General features: G+C 31.8%; 14 protein-coding genes. 2 read left to right on the plus strand and 12 right to left on the minus strand.

The genetic code is table 11. The features are described from left to right. Nucleotides 1-92: 92 nt before the first annotated feature. The 6 genes from KJ971_01130 to KJ971_01155 all read right to left on the minus strand — a co-directional run bounded on the left by KJ971_01130 (nt 93) and on the right by KJ971_01155 (nt 5,828). On the minus strand, nt 93-659 hold the full coding sequence (locus KJ971_01130; GenBank protein MBU1144444.1) for a hypothetical protein: 567 nt from the start codon (nt 657-659) through the stop codon (nt 93-95). Continuing rightward, complete coding sequence (locus KJ971_01135; GenBank protein ID MBU1144445.1) at nt 652-1,902, minus strand: serine hydroxymethyltransferase; 1,251 nt, start codon at nt 1,900-1,902, stop codon at nt 652-654. The genes KJ971_01130 and KJ971_01135 overlap by 8 nt, the downstream gene beginning before the upstream one ends. A 239-nt stretch (nt 1,903-2,141) precedes the next feature. After that, entirely contained in the window at nt 2,142-3,401 is a 1,260-nt protein-coding gene (locus KJ971_01140; protein ID MBU1144446.1) for a glycoside hydrolase family 16 protein, read from the minus strand. 105 nt (nt 3,402-3,506) lie between these two features. Further along, on the minus strand, nt 3,507-4,376 hold the full coding sequence (gene rsmA, locus KJ971_01145; GenBank protein MBU1144447.1) for a 16S rRNA (adenine(1518)-N(6)/adenine(1519)-N(6))-dimethyltransferase RsmA: 870 nt from the start codon (nt 4,374-4,376) through the stop codon (nt 3,507-3,509). Next, nucleotides 4,373-4,906, minus strand: a complete 534-nt coding sequence (gene rnmV, locus KJ971_01150; GenBank protein ID MBU1144448.1) for a ribonuclease M5 — start codon at nt 4,904-4,906, stop codon at nt 4,373-4,375. The genes rsmA and rnmV overlap by 4 nt, the downstream gene beginning before the upstream one ends. Next, a complete protein-coding gene (locus KJ971_01155; protein ID MBU1144449.1) occupies nt 4,899-5,828 on the minus strand; it encodes a diacylglycerol kinase family lipid kinase in 930 nt (309 codons plus the stop codon). The genes rnmV and KJ971_01155 overlap by 8 nt, the downstream gene beginning before the upstream one ends. 115 nt (nt 5,829-5,943) lie before the next feature. Between KJ971_01155 and KJ971_01160 the strand changes: the two genes are divergently transcribed. Together KJ971_01160 and KJ971_01165 are read left to right on the plus strand one after the other, a co-directional pair. Next, nucleotides 5,944-6,603: an HAD-IA family hydrolase gene (locus KJ971_01160; GenBank protein MBU1144450.1), complete on the plus strand. Its 660-nt coding sequence runs from the start codon at nt 5,944-5,946 to the stop codon at nt 6,601-6,603. Next, on the plus strand, nt 6,603-7,016 hold the full coding sequence (locus tag KJ971_01165) for an HIT family protein (GenBank protein MBU1144451.1): 414 nt from the start codon (nt 6,603-6,605) through the stop codon (nt 7,014-7,016). Before KJ971_01160 ends, KJ971_01165 begins: the two co-directional genes overlap by 1 nt. Nucleotides 7,017-7,046: 30 nt before the next feature. Here KJ971_01165 and serS read toward each other — a convergent pair whose 3' ends face one another. The 6 genes from serS to mfd all read right to left on the minus strand — a co-directional run bounded on the left by serS (nt 7,047) and on the right by mfd (nt 17,859). Then, on the minus strand, nt 7,047-8,321 hold the full coding sequence (serS, locus tag KJ971_01170) for a serine--tRNA ligase (protein ID MBU1144452.1): 1,275 nt from the start codon (nt 8,319-8,321) through the stop codon (nt 7,047-7,049). A 13-nt stretch (nt 8,322-8,334) separates the two neighbouring features. Beyond that, the gene (gyrA, locus tag KJ971_01175; protein MBU1144453.1) at nt 8,335-10,953 is read right to left on the minus strand and encodes a DNA gyrase subunit A; all 2,619 of its coding nucleotides are present in this window, start codon (nt 10,951-10,953) and stop codon (nt 8,335-8,337) included. Between the two features lie 40 nt (nt 10,954-10,993). Further along, nucleotides 10,994-12,904 carry a DNA topoisomerase (ATP-hydrolyzing) subunit B gene (gyrB, locus tag KJ971_01180; GenBank protein MBU1144454.1) on the minus strand — a complete coding sequence of 637 codons (1,911 nt, stop codon included), beginning with the start codon at nt 12,902-12,904 and terminating at the stop codon, nt 10,994-10,996. Beyond that, nucleotides 12,894-13,994 (minus strand): DNA replication/repair protein RecF, encoded by a 1,101-nt coding sequence (gene recF / locus KJ971_01185; GenBank protein MBU1144455.1) that lies wholly within the window; start codon nt 13,992-13,994, stop codon nt 12,894-12,896. Before recF ends, gyrB begins: the two co-directional genes overlap by 11 nt. Further along, a complete protein-coding gene (gene yaaA / locus KJ971_01190) occupies nt 13,991-14,212 on the minus strand; it encodes a S4 domain-containing protein YaaA (GenBank protein ID MBU1144456.1) in 222 nt (73 codons plus the stop codon). Before yaaA ends, recF begins: the two co-directional genes overlap by 4 nt. Before the next feature lie 173 nt (nt 14,213-14,385). Further along, nucleotides 14,386-17,859 (minus strand): transcription-repair coupling factor, encoded by a 3,474-nt coding sequence (mfd, locus tag KJ971_01195; protein MBU1144457.1) that lies wholly within the window; start codon nt 17,857-17,859, stop codon nt 14,386-14,388. Between the last annotated feature and the right edge of the window lie 50 nt (nt 17,860-17,909).

The raw sequence follows: 17,909 nt of genomic DNA on the forward strand, positions 1-17,909 counted from the left end.
GCAAACGCACTCTTAAGCCCGTTACAACCTTTCGTTTTTAAAAGACGCCATTGTCTTTTATATTTAGGGTTCATTATACTCGGTTTCTAATATTAATCAATATCTTTTATCTTTTTTTCTTTTAAAATAAAGCCACAAGCATCATACTTACTTATTTGGTTATTCATAGCAATCTGAATAATTTTTTGATGGGATTCATTCTCTGAAAGCCCTAAACTCATAAGGTATTTCTTACATTTACTCATAATCTTTTCTGTTAAAAGTTGTGAAGACAATTTTTTGTTTTCTTGAATCAGTTTTTCGGTTTCGTTCAATCTCTTCGAAAAAAGAGAAAGAACTAGTGGCAGTTCAATATCCATTTTTAATTCTTCGATTTGCATAAAATTAGGGTGATTCATAAATTTGTGAAAATTTCCCGATCCTGAATTCATAGAAATATATATAATTGGAATCACATTTAAAATTAATAGATTTTCAATAAATGGATGAAGTCCTATCAATCTGTAGGAAGAATGAACTACTAAAGTACTATATCTCATCAAATCTTCTTTTTTGATTGGATGCTTTACCAAATCAAATGAAATTCTTTTATCTGTCAGTAATCGGTTTATTCGAATGCTAAGCAATCCATCTTCAATGCAAACAAGAATTTTATTCATTTTGATATGGTAATGGGTGGTTATCAGTAAGTATTTTTACTCGTCTTATCACGTCTGTTAAAATCTCGATATTTGTTGGATTGCTTAATGCATTATCAATCAAAATTGCGACCTCTTCAAAGTCAGTTTCGTTAAAGCCTCTTGTAGTCATCGCCGGGGTTCCAAGTCTAATTCCGCTAGCAATAAATGGTTTTTGAGTGTCATAAGGAATCGTATTCTTATTACAAGTTATATTGACACTATCCAGTAAATTTTCAGCCTTTTTACCTGTTAAATTCGTTTTTGATAAAACATCTAATAATAATAAGTGATTATCGGTACCTTGAGACACCACGTGGTATCCTAATTCCATAAATTTATTTGCAAATGCTTTAGCATTTTTAACTACTTGTCTTTGATATTCATTAAATTCTTCGGTCAACGCTTCTTTAAAAGCGACTGCTTTTGCTGCAATAATATGCATTAAAGGTCCGCCTTGAATTCCGGGAAATATCACTTTATCAACTTTTTTTGCAATCTCTTCGTTATTCGTAAGAATAATTCCACCTCGAGGCCCTCGTAATGTTTTATGTGTTGTGGAAGTAACAATATCCGCAACTTCACAAGGATTTGGATGAAGCTTAGCTGCAACAAGCCCTGCAATATGGGCCATATCAACCATCAATAATGCTCCAACAGAATCTGCGATTTCTCTAAAGCGTTTGAAATCTAATGTTCTTGGGTATGCACTTGCGCCTGCGACAATTAATTTTGGTTTTATTTCTAATGCTTGTCTTGCTAGATCATCATAATCTATCATTTCGGTGTTCTTATTCACAAAATAAGGATGAAATTCATAATCAATTCCACTAAAATTAAGGGGATGTCCATGTGTTAAATGTCCCCCCTGATCAAGAGCCATTCCCATAACTATGTCTCCTGCCTCTAATACAGCTCGATAAGCCGCCATATTTGCAGTTGATCCAGAATGCGCTTGAACATTTGCGAATTTTACTTTAAATAATTCTTTTACCCTATCTCTAGCGAGTGTTTCAACTTCATCAACAAATTCACAACCTCCATAATATCTTTTGCCGGGATATCCTTCAGCGTATTTATTTGTCAACACACTTCCATCTGCACTCAAAACTGCTTCAGAAACAAAGTTTTCTGATGCGATTAATTCGATATGAGATTGTTGTCTTTCTAGCTCTTTGTGAATTAGTAATGCAATTTCATTGTCTACTTCAATCAATTTTTTCATATGCGTTCTCCTACTTTTTCGATCTAGTATTACTTCCTTGTCTTACTACAAACACAATTATATCATGAGTACTAAATTAATGAGTAATCATTTTTTTGCCCCAATATTATATTTTAAAATTTATAAACAACTATTCAATCTTCTTTAAATAAAAGATGTAGCGAAAAATACAATCGCTACATCTAAAAAGTATTAAGTTTTCATGGTCAACAGAAAAGATTTTTACTTAAAGAAATTATTTACGTTGTAATAACGGTTTCAAAAATATCAGAAAACTTACCGGAGTAATCCATAGCAATAATCTTTATATAATTATCTGAATCTTCTATTAAATTTGTAAATAAAACTCCTGGAACAGAGGTTTTATCAAACAAGACGTTGTTCACATACACTTCATACAATTTAATATTTTTATCGTCTTGTGCTTCGTCCCATATTAAATACGCGTGTTTTCCACTAACATTAAATACTTGAGGATTTGAGATAACGCCCGGGGAAGAAGTGTCTCCTGTTATATAATCCTGTTGATATACTCTAACATAATCTATGGTATAGGTCGCAGGAAATATCAAGGCATCTACTCCTTCAACTCCGCCCCAATTTCCACCAATTGCTAAGTTTAATATCAAGTAAAAAGATTGATCAAAAGGCCAGTCAACTGTTGTATCGTACGAAGTAGTCCCTGTCAAATATGGATTGTATCCTACGCTTGCAAATTCATAACCATCATAGTACCAAGTAATGCTTGTTTCATCCCAAATGATTCCATAGGTATGAAATTCGTTTGCAACATCGATCGAAGTAATTGTTCCATCAGTTATTAGTGATGTTGTACTTCCTCCTCTACCATTTGAACCCGCAAAACGTTCAGTATGAATGGTACCATGGACAACATTCATATCATATCCTACGTGTTCCATGATATCAATTTCTCCACTATCTGGCCACCCGCCATATTTAAAAGTGCTAGGCATCATCCAAAAAGCAGGCCAAGTACCGGTCCCATAAGGAATCATAGCTCTCATCTCAAATTTACCGTATTTCCAACTTTCAGTATTAACAGTCCAAATCTTTGCCGAAGTATATTCATAGTATTCATAGTCTTCATATAGAGCTTTAATAAGCAAATTATTCCCATCTACATATAAATTTTCTTCTCGATCTGTGTAATATTGTAATTCATTATTTCCATAACCTCCACCACCGGTTTGGTAACTCCATTTTGTCAAATCAATTCCTCCCGTATAACTAAATTCGTCACACCAAACAGGAACCCAACCATCAGTTATTTCTAACTGTTGACATTCTGTAGGAATTAAGTCAATCAAACTTGTAGTAACTCCCGAGGATACTGTTGTAGATGAAGTTGAAGTTAACGAAGACGACGTTGTTGTTGTAGTTATATCCGATGAAGTTGTTGTTGTAGTTGTTTGATCACACCCTATAAGTGCGATTGTGGCACTAAACATCATCATAAGTATGATAATTTTTTTATACATTAGAACAATCTCCTTTTTATGTAAACTGTTACACACTAAATAATATCATAGGAAAGATAAAAAAAGAAGAAAAAAAGCTCAATAGCATTTTTTTTCTTCTACTAATTATTTTTCATCTAATTGAAGAGCGTTTGCAAGCTCAAGCAATTGCTCTAAAGAGAGAGCTTCTGCCCGAACGGTTAAATTTAGTTTTTGGTTTGTCAGCAATGCTTCAAAATAAATTCTGTTTTGATTTGGATAACCTTGAAGCAAATTATTGATAAGTGTTTTTCTTCTTTGCGCAAAAGCAAAATGAACAAAAGCAAAAAAGAAAGATTCATCTATTTTGAATTTTTCTTCATCATTCTTTAATTCTACTAAAATTACAGCCGAATCAACGTTTGGAGCTGGAATAAATACCGTTTTTGGAACTTTAAACAAAATCGAAGTATGAGCGCGATACTGTATGACAACACTAAGCGCGTTGTAATCTTTTGTATTTGGAGCTGAAGTGATTCTTTTTGCGACCTCATACTGCATCATTAATACCAATTTTTTTACTCTTTTTGATGTTTCAAGAAACTTCATTAAGATTGGCGTCGTAATGTAGTAAGGAAGATTGCTAATTACAACAATATCTTCTTCGTTTTTTATGTATTTTTCAATATCTTTATCGATATCTATTTTTAAGATATCCTCATTAACTAGAATTAAGTTATCAACATCACAAAAATTGTCATTCAAAATAGGAATTAAATCTCGATCTATTTCATATGCTAATACTTGACTTGCGGTTTTGACGAGTTTTTCAGTTAAAGACCCAAACCCAGGACCGATTTCAATAACAAATGTTTCTTTAGTGATTTTTGATCTTTTAATAATGTTCTCAAGAATGTTTTGATCAACTAAAAAATTTTGTCCATAATGTTTTTTGATTCTAAACTCGTTATCTCTTACTGTTTGTGCTACTTCAGACTGTGTTCCTATTTTCTTCATTTTATCACTTCATCTATCTGAGATATTGAAATATTTAGCATCTTTGTTAATTTTAAAAACGTTTTTCCATTGCAAATAGGCAGATTTAACACATTGCAAATCATTTGTCTTTTCATAGCGGATTCTGGATAATTTACAAGCTTTCTTTGCATTAAATCTTCAAGAGTAACTGTATTTTCGATTTGGTACTGAATAGAAAATAAATGGTCTAAGCTTTCCTTAATATCTGCAGTACTTGCATGTTCAATCCCAACCTTTTTTTTGTTTTTACTAATCGCTTTGGCTTGAGCTAAAAACGCAATCTTATAATTTCCTTTGCGAGCTACTATTTTGTTAGTTATTTGTTTTCCTGGAAAATCAGGATCTAAAAATAAAATAACTCCTCGATTTAAGCTAACTTTTTGAATAATATCCAGACTGTTATTACTTATTTCGCTTCCTCCAGTGATAATACATTCTATCTCTGGGTAGATGCTTTGAAGACGTTGCATATCGTGTATGCCTTCAACTACGATAACTTCTTTAAACACTTACTTCACTTTTCCTTTGGTTTTTAAAATATTTTTTTCGAACCTTATCTGGAATAATAATCGATACGGCTTGTTTACACACTTTAATATCTTGATTGCCTACTCCGCCAGATTCTCCATCAACGTTCCATCTAGATTTTGTATTTGTTACTATTTTTAATGAACTTGTTTTAAATCGTTTCACAAGTGGTGTTGACCAAAACGGTAATAAAAATGAAACAAAATAAATAATTGAGTTTAAAGGAAATAAATGACGATATAAAACGACATCAACGAGTCCGTCATCTAAACTTGGCTTATAAATCATATTTACTCCAGCAACTCTTTTGGAATTAATGATTAACATCAAGGAGAATATTCCTTTAAATTCTCCGTTATCATGAATGACTCTAGTACGAATCCTTGGAATTGTAAAAAGTTCTTCTGCCCCTTTAATTAAGTAAGCAAAATAACCTATTTTTCTTTTTAATTTTGAATCAGTAACATAACTTATATCAATAAAAGCTCCATTGCCCGACACATAACAAAAATATCTGTCATTTGATTTAACAACATCCATTTTTACTGTTTTATTGGTTAATATATTTGTTAATGCTTTTTCAACGTTCCTAGATATTCCTAAAGTAGTTCCTATATCGCAACAAGTTCCTGCTGGAATATATCCGATAAATGGTTTTTCATCAAAATCCATAAGCCCATTGACACATTCGTTAAAGGTCCCATCTCCTCCAACGATAATTAATACTTCATAAAGTTCTTTACAAGCAATTTGAGATAATTCAGTAGCTTGTCCTGGGTATTTTGTCTCAAAGACAACAACGTCATAGTCGTTGTCTTTCAAACGATTAATGACGTAGTCTAATTTGGATTTGAAATTTTGTTTACCGCTTTTTGGATTAAAAATCATCATTGTTTTTTTCACAAAATCACCTAGTTCATTATATCATACTAAGAAACAGAACGCTATTCATTCAAGCGTCTAATGAAATACTTTACAAAAAAACCACAATTTCTGTTATAATTAATTTGGTGATATTATGGCGAAAATAGATACATTACTCTTTGATTTAGACGGTACTTTAATTGATTCAAATGATTTGATTATTGAAACATTTCGTTTAACGTTACAAACTTATCTTCCTAAAAGGGTATTTTCAAAAGAAGAATTAATTGCCTTAGTAGGCCCTCCTCTTTTTGAAACCTTTCAAATGATTTCGAAAGATCAATTCATCATTCAAAATGCAATTGAAACGTATCGTCAAATATACACTGATTTAGAATTTAAATATATTGATATTTACCCGAGTGTCCTTTTTATGCTAGAATATTTTAAAAAAAAGGGCTTCCACATCGGAATTGTAACCACAAAATTCCGTGTTTCAGCTCTTCCATCTTTGAAACATTTTAAAATTGATGAATGGATTGATGTATTGATTGGTTTAGATGATGTAACTCATCATAAGCCTCATCCAGAATCCATCTATAAAGCATTAAGTTGTTTTAATCACCAAGAAGCTATAATGATTGGAGACAGCTCTTCTGATATTCTTGCAGGATTTAATGCTGGAATTTTAACTTGCGGCTTAGACTGGTCAATTAAAAGAGAAGAACTATTGGCTTTACATCCAAATTTTTGGATTAAAAATTATATAGACTTAATATTACTCGTAGAAGAGTATAACAAGGAGGAAACGTAATGGAATGTGTTTTTTGTCGAATTTTAAACGGAGAAATTCCAACTTACAAAATTTATGAGGATGATAAAATCATTGCGATTTTAGATATATCTCAAGCAACAAAAGGTCACACCTTAATTATTTCAAAAGAACATTACAAAAATCTGTATGATATTAACGAAGATGTTGCTGCAAATGTATTTAGAGTGGTTCCAAAAATTGCAAATGCAATAAAAAATGCTTTTAATCCTATCGGGCTTAATGTATTAATTAATACTGAAAAACCATTACAAACTGTTTTTCACTTTCATTTGCATTTGATTCCAAGATATCATAATGATGGTGTTGAAATTGATTTCATTAATAATGCTGGAAATACTTCAAAAGAAACCTACCTCCAAATATTAAAAAAGATTCAAGATAATTTAAAATAAAAACAAGAGGCTTAAATTAGCCTCTTGTTTTTATTTAATAACGTCAATTCCCATATAACTTTGTAGTATTTTTGGAACGAGAATTGTCCCATCTTTTTGTTGGTAATTTTCCATAATAGCAATTACGGTTCTTCCTACTGCTAACCCTGACCCATTTAGAGTGTGTACATATTCAAGTTTAGCGTCGTTTTCTCTTCTAAACTTGATGTTTGCTCTTCTAGCTTGATAATCTTCTGCATTAGAAATAGAACCGATTTCTCGATATTTATTTTCTGAGGGTAACCATACTTCAATATCATATGTCTTTCGCATCGAAAAGCCTAAATCTCCAGTACACAGTTCCATGACTCGATAAGGAATTTCAAGTAATTTCAATACTTTTTCTGAGTTTTCAAGCATTTTTTCTAGTTCAATAGCTGATTCCTCTGGTTTGGTAAATTTAATCAATTCAACTTTATTAAATTGATGTTGCCTCAATATTCCCCTTGTATCTCGTCCGGCAGAACCTGCCTCTTGACGAAAAGCTGTAGTATATGAAACATATTTAATTGGCAGTAAATTTGCATTCAAAATTTCATCTCTATGTAAATTAATTGTTGGAACTTCTGCGGTTGGATTTAGATATAAATTGCGATCATCATATAATTTAAAAGCATCATCTTTAAATTTTGGAAATTGTCCTGTTGCATACATTGAAGCTTCATTGACAATGTAGGGTGGCATTACTTCAGTATATCCGTGTTCATTTGAATGCAAATCCATCATCATTTGAATTAAGCAACGCTCTAATCTAGCTCCCATTCCTTTATAAATAACGAATCGGGCTCCAGATATTTTGCTTGCTCTATTGAAGTCTAGTATGTCTAAGCTTTCTCCCAGTTCATAGTGACTTTTAATTGGAAAATCAAACCTTTTTGGCTCGAATACTTTTTTTAATTCTTTGTTCATGGAGTCATCTTTTCCAATTGGAATAAACTCATCTGGAATGTTTGGTGTTAAAAGTAATGTTTGTTTGATTTCTTCATCGTATAAAGTAATCATTTCATCAAGAGCTTTTATCTCCAAAGAACAATTTTCAACTTCTTGTAAGATGGGTTCAATATCTAACCCTTCTCTTTTATACTTTCCAACATTGCGAGATACTTCATTTTTCTTCGCTTTTAATATTTCGACATTTTGAATGGCAACTCTTCGTTTTTGATCTTTTTCAAGAAGATCATAAAGATACGAAAAATCGCCTCCGCGTCTACTAAGTAATTGTATTATTTTTTTAGTATCATCTTTAATTGTTTTTAAATCTAACATAATATCGCCTCGATTAATAGCTATCGCTTAAAATATCATCAAGCGGATCTGAATCATCATTTTCTTCTTCGTTGTCTTCATCTTCTAATTTAAGATCTGCGAATTGTTTGTATCCTTTTGCCACTTCATCAATGTTAATTTGAACCGGTTGTTCCTTTGGTTCTTCTTGAACGCACGGAATATCTTCTGTGCTTTCATCAAATTCATCACATAATTCTTCTTTAGGAACAATTGCAATTGTTGCTACTTTATGCGTATCTAATAAGTTGATAATGCGAACCCCCTGAGTAGATCTTTTTGTTTGAGCAATTTGATCTATCGGAACTCGAATAATCATTCCTTTGTCTGTAACGACAAGTAAATCTTCATCACCAACAACACTAATCAATTTTTTTAGAGGTCCGTTTTTTTCAGTAACGTTAATGGTTTTAACGCCTTTACCTCCTCGTCCTTGAAGACGATATTCATCCACAATTGTTCTTTTTCCATAACCAAATTCGGTTATAGCTAATACTTCATTTCGTTCATCTGTTACGGTTGTTACACCAATCACTTCTTCGTTATTTGATAACCAAATTCCTTTCACTCCTGCTGCATTTCTTCCCATATATCTTACATCCGTTTCGTTAAAACGAATGGCTTTTCCATTAGAAGCTCCTATGATGATATCTCTATGACCGTCTGTTAATTTAACGTTATGTAATGCATCATCATCTTTAAGGGAAATCGCGCGAATACCGTTTGTCCTGATGTTTTGGAAATCTGATACTTTCGTTCTTTTCACGATACCTTTTGCAGTTGTGAAGAAAAGATATCCTTCATCAAAATTCTTAATACTCATAATTGCTGCAAGGTTTTCTCCTTCAACAAGATTAAGCAAATTAACGATAGGTAATCCTTTAGAACTTCGTCCGTAATTTGGAACTTTATACCCTTTAATTTTGTATACTCTTCCAAGAGTTGTAAAGAATAATAAATAGTCATGAGTGGAGGTTGAGATGATCGAATCAATGACATCATCTTCGTTCATCTTCATTCCTGTTTTTCCTCTTCCGCCTCGGTTTTGTGATTTATAAACATCGATATTCATTCGTTTTACGTAGCCGTTGGTCGTAACAGCAATGATAACTTCCTCTACAGGGATTAAGTCTTCGTCTTCGATATCATAATCACCAAACGGATCAATCTCGCTTCTTCTTTCGTCTCCAAATTTTTGATTAATTTCCGTTGCTTCATCAATCAAAATTTGATGTTGTAATTCTACGTTAGATAATACTTGATTATAGTAAGTTATGGCTTTTTCAATTTCTTCAAGTTCTAAATGAATTTTATCTCTTTCTAAGCCTGACAATCTTCGAAGTTGCATAGCTAAAATAGCTTTTACTTGAACTTCGCTTAATTCAAAGATTGTCATTAATCTTTGTTCAGTATCATCATAGGAATCTCGAATGATTTTGATAACTTCTTCTATGTTATCTAACGCTTTAATAAATCCATTTAATAAATGTTCTCTTTGGACGGCTTTATTTAAATCGAAATTTGTTTTACGAATTAGCACTTCGGTTTGATGATTGAAATAGTGTCTAATGATATCTTTTAGTGGTAGTGTTTCTGGCTTGTCATTAACTAATGCAAGCATATTAATTCCAAATGAAACTTGAAGTTGAGAGTTTTTATATAAGTTATTTAAGAATACTTCGTGATTAACATCTCTTCTTAACTCCATCACTACCCTCATTCCGTTTCGATTTGATTCGTCACGCAAATCAGTAATTCCATCAATTTTTTTATCTTTCGCTAATTCAGCGATTCTTTCAATTAAAGTTGTTTTATTGACTTGATATGGAATTTCTTTAATAATAATTTGTTTTTTCCCAGATGCCATTTCGATGATATCTGTTTTTGCTTTTACTCGAATAATTCCTCTTCCGGTTTCATAAGCTTCTCGAATACCAGAAACTCCTAAAATGATTCCTCCTGTTGGAAAATCAGGGCCTTTTATATATTCCATTAACTCTTCCGTTGTGATTTCGGGATTTTTAATATAAGCAATATACCCTCCAATAACTTCTGTTAAATTGTGTGGAGGAATATTTGTGGCCATACCTACAGCAATTCCTGTAGCCCCATTCACAAGGATATTAGGTATTTTTGATGGCAAAACCTTTGGTTCTCTTTCAGAACCATCATAATTATCAATAAAATCTACTGTATCTTTTTTTAAATCTTTTAACATTTCAATGGTAATTTTTTCCATTCTTGCTTCGGTGTACCGCATTGCTGCAGCTCCATCACCATCAATAGAACCAAAATTCCCGTGTCCATTTACAAGAGGATACCTATAACTAAAATCTTGGGCCATTCTTACCATTGAATCATAAATCGCTGTATCACCATGAGGATGATACTTACCCATAACATCTCCGACAATTCTTGCCGATTTTTTAAATTGTTTATCTGGTGTAACTCCTAATTCTTCCATACCAAACAAAATTCGTCTATGAACGGGTTTCAATCCATCTCTAACATCTGGCAAGGCTCTTGACACGATAACGCTCATTGCATAACTTAAAAAAGAGTTCTTCATTTCGTTGTTAATATTAATTTCAATAACTTTATTTGCTTGATTCATTGCTTTTTCTACACTAATATTGTCTTCCATGCCGGCCTCCTTATATATCTAAATTACGCACATATTCTGCGTTTTCTTGTATAAATTCTCTTCTACTTAATACGTCATCACCCATTAACATAGAAAAAATACGATCTGCTTCTATTGCGTCTTCTAACCGCACTTGAAGCAAGGTTCTAGTTTGTGGATCCATTGTTGTTTCCCAAAGTTGCTCTGGATTCATTTCCCCTAGTCCTTTATATCTTTGAAGCGTGGGCTTCCCGCTCATTTTGGAAAGAATTAATTCTAATTCTTTTTCTTCATAAGCGTATTCTATTGTTTTTCCTTGTTGTATTTTGTATAAAGGTGGTTGAGCTATATATACATACCCTTTTTCAATTAATTGACGCATGTATCTAAAGAAGAAGGTTAAAAGCAATGTTCTAATGTGCGCTCCATCGACATCAGCATCGGTCATGATGATTATTTTATGATATCTAGCTTGCTCAATTTGAAATTCTTCTGCGATTCCAGTACCAAAAGCTTGAATCATAGATAATATTTCTTTGTTTTGTAACGCTTTATCTAACCTTGCTTTTTCAACATTTAACACTTTTCCTCTTAAAGGTAAAATTGCTTGATTTTCAGAGTCTCTGCCTTGTTTTGCTGAACCTCCAGCAGAATCACCTTCCACAATGTATATTTCTGCTCTTGTTGCGTCTTTAGTTCTGCAATCAGCTAGTTTTGAAGCAAAGCCCAAAGAGTCTAAAGGGGATTTTCTTCTAGTGGCTTCTCTGGCTTTTTTTGCAGCAATTCTTGCCCTTTGAGCCATTAAAGCTTTTTCTAAAATTATTCTTGCGGCACTTGGATTTTCAAGCAAAAAGCGTTCTAATCCTTCTGACATAATATTTGAAACAACTCGTCTTGCATCACTTGATCCAAGTTTTGATTTGGTTTGTCCTTCAAATTGAGGATCGGGATGTTTAACTGATACTATGGCAACTAAGCCCTCTCTAGTATCTTCGCCCAACAAGGATTCATCTTTTTTGTATATATTATTGCTTTTTCCATAGTTGTTTAAAATTCTAGTTAACGTCATTTTAAACCCTTCTTCGTGAGTACCGCCCTCAGGGTTTGTAATGTTATTAGTAAACGGATAGATATTAGCAGAATATCCATCATTATATTGCATAGCAATTTCAACGGTAATTCCTTCTTGTTCTCCTTCAAAATAAGCTACATTAGCATGTAATTTATCTTTCCCTACGTTTAGAAATTCGACATATTCTTTCACTCCCCCTTCATAACGATAATCTTTATGAATTATATTTTCTGGATTTCTAGAATCTGTAATTGTAAACTGAATTCCTTTGTTTAAAAAAGCAAGTTGTTGAATTCTTGTTCTCAATATTTCATATTCATATACATTTGACTCTTGAAACACAACTGGATCTGCTAAAAACGTGACTATTGTCCCGGATTTATCTGTGTCTCCAATACATTCCAATTCATTTTTTACAAATCCGTGATCAAATCCAATGGTATATATTTTTCCATCTTTATGGATTTCTAAATTCATATACTCGCTAAGAGCGTTAACAACCGATGCTCCTACGCCATGTAATCCACCCGATACTTTGTATGAATTGTGATCAAATTTTCCACCGGCGTGAAGTACGGTATATACTGTTTCCACTGTTGGCCTTTTGGATTTTGGATGAATATCTACCGGAATTCCTCGACCATTGTCATTGACAGAAATCACATTTCCTGGAAGAATTTCAACATTAATCGAATTTGCATAGCCGGCTAGTGCTTCGTCTACGGCATTATCAACAATTTCCCATACCAAATGATGCAATCCTCTTGGCCCGGTTGTACCAATATACATTCCCGGTCTTTTTTTAACAGCTTCTAATCCTTCGAGTATTTGAATGTTACTCGCATCATATTTTGAGTTGTTATTTACCATTTTGTCTTTCCTCCTTGATGTAACCCTGTGTTACTTTAAATATTTTAGCTTGTTTTAAGATGTTTTCTTTAATTTCATTAATTGACGTTGTGGTAATAATGGTTTGTTCATTTGATTGTAATAAATAATCTATTAATTTATTTTGCCTTTTTGCATCTAATTCGGAAAAGACATCATCTAATAAAAAAATAGGACGCTCTTTTTTTAACAGAAACACCATTTCTCCAAGAGCCATATTTAATGCTAAAACAATCATCCTTTGTTCGCCTTGAGACGCATGATTTTTTGCGAGATATTCTCCTAAAGAAAAATCATAATCATCTCTATGTGGGCCGAAATTTGTCATTTTCGAGTAAATATCTGTTTTATACTTTGATTTTAAAAACGAGTTAATCTTCTCTCCTTGAATTGAAGGTTGATATTGAATCTCAAATAATTCTTCTTTTTCAGATAATTTATAGTACATTTTTTTTGCTAATTCATTTATCTCTTGAATAAATTGGACTCTGCGTTCCATAATAAGATACGCTGATTCTGCCAATTGTTCTGTGAGAACATCTAACAATACTTCGTCTTTTTTCTCAGCTTCGGCTATCTTTTTAAGTAGTTCATTTCTTTGTCTTAAAATATACTTATATTTTGTTAGATTATTTAAGTAGTTTTTGTCAATTTGACCAAGAAATAAATCTATAAAATATCTTCTTTCTCTTGGAGACCCTTTTACTAAATTCATATCTTCTGGCAAAAAAGAAACGACATTTAATTTTCCAATGTATTCGCTTAATCGTTTCATTTCTTGTTGGTTGATCAATGCTTTTTTCCCCATTTCAGAAACAATCATTGTCAATTCAACTAATCGATCATTCGTTTCAATGGATGCTTGAATTTTTGCAAAATCTTCCCCGTATTTAAGTGTGTCAATATCGTTGACTTTATATGATTTTGCTAAGGCGAGAAAATAAATTGCTTCTAAAAAATTAGTTTTTCCTTCACCGTTCGCTCCAATTATAAAATTAATACCCGAACCAAGCTCTATCGTTTGCTTTTGATAATTTCGAAAATTGGTTAGGGTTATTTTTTTGATTTTCATAATTTTGACTCGATTTTTAAAGTAATATCGGGTTTAATTTTTACAATATCTCCTGGATAAATTTTCTTACCTCTTCTGACGTCTAAAACACCGTTAATAAACACGTCGTTTTCCATTAAATAGAATTTAACTTCTCCTCCATTTTGAATTATATTTGTGTATTTTAAAAGTTGTCCCAAAGTAATGAAAGGACTGTTAATTTTGATAATTTTCATCATATTGTCTCAACCTCTTTAGGAGCTAAATTACTCACTTATATATATATACTATTATATAATATAATTATATAATTATCAATGCTTATTTTGGATTTTGGTTTAAAACAATTTGGATATTTTTCTTTTTAATTTATAACAAAAGCGCAGTATTTTCTGCGCTTTATTTTTTTTGCTTATTCGTTGTAAAATGTCATAATTTTCTCAAGGAAATTTACCATTGTATATAGCCAATGTTTTTCCAAACTAATTTTGTCTAATATAATATGAATTCGATCTTTTTTGTACGCAAATCGAATAAATTTTGAAACTTCCATACCCGAAGAAAATAGCCGATCTCCAGCAAGTAATTTCGTCCCTTCTTCTGACACAATTAATGTTACGTTTGTTTTACCATCTATAATTTTTTCAATTTTTATGGCTGATGTCAAATGTTCAAATAATTTTTCATACATGTATATTTCAAGTTCGTTGTCGTATTTACCAAATCGATCTGAAAATTCATTAAGCAATTCTTTTATATCCTTTGATGATTTAATATTATTGATTTTTCTGTGCATTTCAATCTTAATAAAATCATCTTCTATGTATTCTTCATCAATAAATTTTGATACCTTTGCTTTAACTCCTTGTACCGTAATCTTATCTTCTGGAAGCCCTTGCTTAATTTGAATTTCTTCTTCAAGAATTTTCATATATAAATCAATTCCAACCGAATCAATAAACCCTGATTGTTCGCTTCCAAGAACATCTCCAGCTCCTCGAATAGATAAATCTCTTATAGCAATCTTAAATCCACTACCTAATTCTGTAAATTCCTTAATAACTTTTAAACGTTTTTCAGCTTCTTCGGTTAAAACTTTACTTTTTTGATACATTAGATATGCATAAGCTATTCGATTACTTCTTCCAACTCTGCCTCTAATTTGATATAATTGCGAAAGCCCTAATCGATCTGCGTCGTGAATAATTAATGTATTTGCATTTGGAATATCAATTCCAGTTTCAATGATGGTTGTGGATATTAATACATCTATTTCTTGACTAATGAAATCGTCTATCACGCGCTCTAAATTCAATTTGTGCATTTGACCATGGGCTATTTGAATTCTGGCTTCAGGAACTAATTTTTGAACTCTGGCGGCCACTCTTTCAATGTCTTCAATTCGATTGTAGATATAAAACACTTGTCCCTTTCTTGATAATTCTCTTTCTATTGCGTCTTTAATGATTGTATCGTTTCGTTCTAAAACGTAAGTTTGAATTGGATATCTATTTTCTGGAGCCGTTTCCAATAAAGACATGTTTTTTACACCCATTATGGCCATTTGAAGTGTTCTTGGTATGGGGGTGGCAGACAGAGATAACACGTCTACGTTTACTTTCATTTCTTTAACTATTTCTTTGTGTTCTACGCCGAAACGTTGTTCTTCATCGATGATTAATAATCCTAAATCTTTAAATAGTATGTCTTTGCTCAAAATTCGATGAGTCCCTATTAAAACATCTACTGATCCTAGTTTTAGTCTATTTAAAATATCTTTTTGATGTTTTTTTGTTATAAATCTATTTAATAATTCAACGTTAACTCCATATTTTTCCATTCGATCCACAAATGTGTGAAAGTGTTGTTTTGATAATACGGTAGTAGGCGCAAGGTATGCGACTTGTTTATTATTTAACACCGCTCGAAAAGCTGCCCTTAAAGCAACTTCTGTTTTTCCAAAGCCTACATCTCCACAAAGCAATCTGTCCATGGGCTTAATTGAGGACATATCATTTAAAACTTCTTCAATAGCTGTAGTTTGATCTTTTGTCTCTTCAAATGGGAAGTCGTTTTCAAAATCATCTTCTAAATTGTCGTTTGGAAGAAATGCAAAGCCTTTAGCTTGTTCTCTTAAGGCGTACAATTTAATTAATTTATCTGCAATATCTTTTGCTTTGGATCTAACTCTTTGTTTTGTCTTGGCCCAATCTGTACCGCCTAATTTACTTAATCTCGGAACAAACCCTTCGCTTCCTGCATATTTTTGAATTTGTTGAAAAGATTCTATTGGGATATAGAGTTTGTCTCCATCTCGGTATTCGATATGAATGTAATCGTTTTTTGTATTTCCTAATTCCATCGTTTTTATTTCCAAAAATTTTCCAATTCCATAATCATAATGAACGATATAATCGCCTAATTTTAAATCACTAATTGATGACAGTCTTTTACTATTTTCATAAACAGAAATATAACTTCCTTTTTTCTTTGAAGTTTGCCTCTTTTGTATGGTTTGTTCTGTAATAATAACAAGTTCAAATGTATCTGAATACAAATCAAAATATTCATCAGATACCAAAAGATTAATTTCATTTGAAAAAAGATAATCTTCCTTGCCAATTAATTGAAAGTGAATATTGTTTTCATCTAGCAAATCTTGAAAATTTTGTCTTGCTTTAAGTGTCTGAAAAGAAATAATAGTTGTTTTTTTATTTATATATCCTTTCAAATCTTGAAATAATAAAGTTAAATTCCCATCATACTTAAAAGAATCTCTATCGTGAAGGATAAAAGCTTTATCAAAGTTTTCAGAATATTTGTATTCAAGAAAATCGAAAAAAACTCCTTGATCGTAATGAATGCAATCAAAATTATAAAGCATAGAAAAATCCATTTTAACATAATCATCGGTTGTCATATACCAATCAGTAACATCGTCAATCATAGTGGAATATTGCTCTTTTATGCGATTGTAATCAAAAAAGAAAACCGACTTATCCTGAACAAAATCTAAAATTGTTTCGTGAGTATCGGTCAAAAAGGGGATATACCTTGTCAAACGATCTAACTCTCTATGTTCTCTTAATGATTCTAAATCACTAAATATTTTTGATTTTGCTTCATCCGAAAAAGATACTGATTCTAGTTTAGAAGAAATAATATTTTGTAATTTTAAAAAACCGGATTCCCCGTAAAAGAATTCAACCATTGGAATGATTGTAATTTCATTTACAACACTAATTGACCTTTGTGATTCAATATCAAACACTTTAATTTTTTCGATTTGATCTCCAAAGAAATCAATCCGAAAAGGCTGTTTTTCTCCAAAAGGAAATATATCAACGATTCCGCCTCTTACGCTAAAATCCCCTGGCTTTTCAACGGTGTATTCTTTTATATATCCATATTCTATTAGTGTTTCTGATAACCTAGATATAGAATGTTGCTCTTTTGTTACAAGCCTAAATATGGCGGTTTTCCAATCTTCTAATCTCATTTGTGGTTTTAGCAATCCCGGAAGATGAGTAACGATAATTCTTTTGTTTTTTGTTAAAATATCTTTGATGGTATTAATTCTTTCAACTTTAAATTCAACCGACGAAACCAACATTTCGCTTGTAATAAATTCGTCTTGAGGAAAAAAATCAACTTGCTTGTTTCCAAGAGTTTGATATAATTTATCGTAAATAATTTGAGCTCTGTATAAGTTTGGTGCAACCACAAATATGGAAGATGATTCTTGTAAAAATTTTGAAATCACAAAAAGTAAACTAGATTCTTCCGTAGTATTTTGAATATGAATCTTGTTTGTTTTTAAATGTAATTCTTTTTGAATTGCCTGATAAGTTAAATTCTTTGAAATGAATTCTATTGCTTTTTTCACTCTATCACCTCACGCACTTTTAGCGAGTTCAAGAACTCGCCAGGGTATCA

This window comes from Bacillota bacterium (assembly GCA_018818595.1).
Lineage (GTDB): Bacteria > Bacillota_I > Bacilli_A > Izemoplasmatales > Hujiaoplasmataceae > JAHIRM01.

Coding starts and splice junctions, on each gene's coding strand:
- KJ971_01135 (MBU1144445.1), bottom strand. CDS start 1,902: ATGAAAAAATTGATTGAAGTAGACAATGAAATTGCATTACTAATTCAC.
- yaaA (MBU1144456.1), bottom strand. CDS start 14,212: ATGATGAAAATTATCAAAATTAACAGTCCTTTCATTACTTTGGGACAA.
- KJ971_01140 (MBU1144446.1), bottom strand. CDS start 3,401: ATGTATAAAAAAATTATCATACTTATGATGATGTTTAGTGCCACAATC.
- serS (MBU1144452.1), bottom strand. CDS start 8,321: ATGTTAGATTTAAAAACAATTAAAGATGATACTAAAAAAATAATACAA.
- gyrB (MBU1144454.1), bottom strand. CDS start 12,904: ATGGTAAATAACAACTCAAAATATGATGCGAGTAACATTCAAATACTC.
- KJ971_01130 (MBU1144444.1), bottom strand. CDS start 659: ATGAATAAAATTCTTGTTTGCATTGAAGATGGATTGCTTAGCATTCGA.
- KJ971_01165 (MBU1144451.1), top strand. CDS start 6,603: ATGGAATGTGTTTTTTGTCGAATTTTAAACGGAGAAATTCCAACTTAC.
- KJ971_01160 (MBU1144450.1), top strand. CDS start 5,944: ATGGCGAAAATAGATACATTACTCTTTGATTTAGACGGTACTTTAATT.
- gyrA (MBU1144453.1), bottom strand. CDS start 10,953: ATGAATCAAGCAAATAAAGTTATTGAAATTAATATTAACAACGAAATG.
- recF (MBU1144455.1), bottom strand. CDS start 13,994: ATGAAAATCAAAAAAATAACCCTAACCAATTTTCGAAATTATCAAAAG.
- rsmA (MBU1144447.1), bottom strand. CDS start 4,376: ATGAAGAAAATAGGAACACAGTCTGAAGTAGCACAAACAGTAAGAGAT.